This window comes from Neglectibacter sp. CSJ-5, from assembly GCF_032490475.1.
Lineage (GTDB): Bacteria > Bacillota > Clostridia > Oscillospirales > Acutalibacteraceae > Hominenteromicrobium > Hominenteromicrobium mulieris.
On sequence record NZ_JAVYJC010000021.1, the window covers coordinates 1 to 2894 of the forward strand.

General features: G+C 48.8%; 3 protein-coding genes. All 3 read left to right on the plus strand.

Annotation, left to right across the window (positions count from 1 at the left end; translation table 11 throughout):
* The first annotated feature begins 112 nt into the window (after nt 1-112).
* On the plus strand, nt 113-922 hold the full coding sequence (locus R2K26_RS15385) for a hypothetical protein (protein WP_316523435.1): 810 nt from the start codon (nt 113-115) through the stop codon (nt 920-922).
* A gap of 440 nt (nt 923-1362) precedes the next feature.
* Nucleotides 1363-1977 (plus strand): replication protein, encoded by a 615-nt coding sequence (locus R2K26_RS15390; protein ID WP_075051432.1) that lies wholly within the window; start codon nt 1363-1365, stop codon nt 1975-1977.
* A gap of 217 nt (nt 1978-2194) precedes the next feature.
* Nucleotides 2195-2894 (plus strand): plasmid recombination protein (locus R2K26_RS15395; RefSeq protein WP_316523436.1); only part of this gene is annotated, 700 nt, incomplete at its 3' end.

Below are 2894 nucleotides of genomic sequence, written 5' to 3' on the forward strand. Positions count from 1 at the left end.
TGAAAGGTCGGTTTTTGGCGAAATCTGTCGAAATATGGGGCTTGAGGTCGAAGCCGAGCGAAAAGCCAGAGGGAGCTTGTCGGTCGAGGAATACAAGGAAGTACGAGAACAGATGATAGGCGAGATTGAGCAGGAGAAAGAAGCCATTGTCGCAGAGGTCGAGCCTTTGCGAGAACTCAAGACCGGCATAGACGAGATAGACACCACCGGCACGAAGTTGCCGTTTGGTGTAGTAGCGATAAAGAAAAAAGACCTTGAAGCGGTCAAGGAACAGGCGAAAGCCTACACCGCAAACCGAGACGAGATAGGAGAGATGCGAGAGCGTTCCGCTGCTGTTTCTCGGAGAGAGCAGCGAGTGGATCAGCGAGAGCAGCTCCTCGACAACAAGGCAAATGAGCTGGCAAGGCAACAGCAACAGCTTCAGCAGATGTACCAAAGACAGCTCAATCTTAATCAGCTCTTGGAGAAGTCAGAGCAAGACGGCAGAGCCAAAGACAAACAGATAGCAGACCTGCAAACAGAGAACGCCTCTCTGAGGGGTCAAATTCGCTCTCTGACGGCTCAAATGGACGAAATCAAGGCAGAGCTATGGGATAAGATAAATAATCTCAGAGACAAGCTCAGAGGGGCTTATGAGAGCCTTACGAATGTGGTTAAGGCGGTGGGTATGCTCAAGTATGACCGAGAGAAAGACCAGAACGGTAACTACACCTATGGCAAGTACGGTATCAGCAATCTGAGCAAGGCTCAAGAGAAGCTGATTGACGGCTTGGCAGAGTACGGAGCGAAGTGGGCGAAAGAGGACGGCTTCCCAGAGATGGCAGAGGAGATGGAAAAGCATGTCGGTATCAGCAAGGGCATAGAGAAAATCGTAGAGCCACCTGCTCCGAAGCGTTCCAAAGGTTGGGAGATGGAGCTTTAAGAAGCGGTTTTCGGATTATACTGGCGAAGACGGCGGAACGGAAAACTGAAAGTTTTTTGTTCCGTCGGCGGAGACGGAATAATCCGAAAAAAAGAGAAGTCAAGGGCTTCGAGGGGTGGAGATTTCCGCAAGGAAATACTACCCCGTACCTTGACTTCTCTTTAGCGTGGTACGCACTCCCGATAGAGCGTCTATTTGTTCCAGAGGTCGCTCTCCGCGTAGGAGCCTGCGGAGCATAAAAAAACCCGCCCTGCCAAGTGTCAAATTGACAAGGCGGGCGGATTCTCGTATAATGGCTTTAGTGGCTCGGACGGCAATCCTAACCACGAATACATGAGGGACAAGCTCACATACTCACCGTAGGATAATTATAGCCATAAATAGGCTTGTTGTCAAGGTTAGCGAGATTGTACCCTCCGAAGAAATCGGAGGATTTTTTTATGGCAAAAAACATCAAGAAGCGAAATTGGGCTTTTGTTCTCTACCCAGAGTCAGCTCCTGCTGATTGGAGAGAACAGCTCCAAAAAACTGGATTGCAATGTGCAATCAGCCCATTGCATGACAAGGACATGAACCCAGACAATACACCAAAGAAGCCACACTATCATGTCATACTGACATATAGTGGACCGACTTCCTACAATGTGGTCAAGGCTCTGACAGACGGCTTTAATCAGCCGATACCGCAAGCTCTGGAACAGGTGCGAGGGTATTACAGATACCTCACGCATAAGGACAATCCAGAGAAAGCTCAGTATGATGAGCGAGAGATTAAGACCATCAACGGCTTTAATATTGCGGACTTCTCGGAGCTGACACGCTCCGAGATCACGCAGATAAAAAAGACCTTGCAGGCACTCATAAGACAGTACGACATAGTGGAGTACGCTCAACTTATGGACTTCTTGCAGGATGAAGAAATGAATGTTGAGTATGAGGTAGCGAGTAACAACACTCTTTTCTTTGACCGCTACATAGGCAGTCGCCGTCACGCTCCGAGAGTACCGAAGTGTGACCCAGAGACTGGCGAAGTGATAGAGAAAAAAGAGAGCTGAAAAGCTCTCTTTTTTTGCGTTTCCATAGGGGGGGTACTACGACACCCCCCTATGGGTGCTTTGTGCTTTGTGACGCTTTTTGGGGTTGTAGGGGCGAAGCCCCTGCCCCTCGGAGAGCCCCGTGTTTTGATACGCAGTGTCAAAACTCATACGGGGTTACTTTTGACAAAAGTAACAAAACTCTGTATAATGGATAGCATTGAAGGGAGGTGTTCTTATGGGTCGAGTATCAATGCCACAAGGTAAAGGTAGCCAGCTCCATAACAGACGAGAATATGAGAAGATAGGTAAGCCTATCCCAGACAACATTGATGTCTCCAAAAGCTCGGAGAACATCACTCTGGTCGATAAGGATATAAAGCAAGCCTATCAAGAAATCTTCGGTGAAGCTCTGGAGAAGTACAACGCAAAGCAGAAACGAGCTGACCGAAAGATAGAGGACTACTGCGACCACATCAAGAAGTCGAAGAACGGCGAAAAGCTGTTCTATGAGGATGTGGTGCAGTGGGGCAGTAAAGAGGACTTCCAGAAGCCAGAGATGAGGGAGAGAGCCAAAGAAGCCCTTGTGCAGTATGTAAAGGGCTTCGAGGAACGAAACCCGAATTTGAAGCTCATAGGGGCTTATATCCATATGGACGAAGCAAGCCCCCATTTGCACCTCGACTATATCCCAGTAGCCCAGGGATATACAAGAGGGCTTGAGACCAGGAACTCCCTGGACAAAGCAATGAAGCAAATGGGCTACCAACCAGAGAAAGAGAGCCGAAAGAACAATGCCACGAAGCTCTGGAAAGAGAATGAAAGGTCGGTTTTTGGCGAAATCTGTCGAAATATGGGGCTTGAGGTCGAAGCCGAGCGAAAAGCCAGAGGGAGCTTGTCGGTCGAGGAATACAAGGAAGTACGAGAACAGATGATAG

What these genes read in the sequence shown, in the direction of transcription:
- R2K26_RS15390 (WP_075051432.1), top strand. Translation starts at nt 1,363, where the DNA reads ATGGCAAAAAACATCAAGAAGCGAAATTGGGCTTTTGTTCTCTACCCA.
- R2K26_RS15385 (WP_316523435.1), top strand. Translation starts at nt 113, where the DNA reads ATGATAGGCGAGATTGAGCAGGAGAAAGAAGCCATTGTCGCAGAGGTC.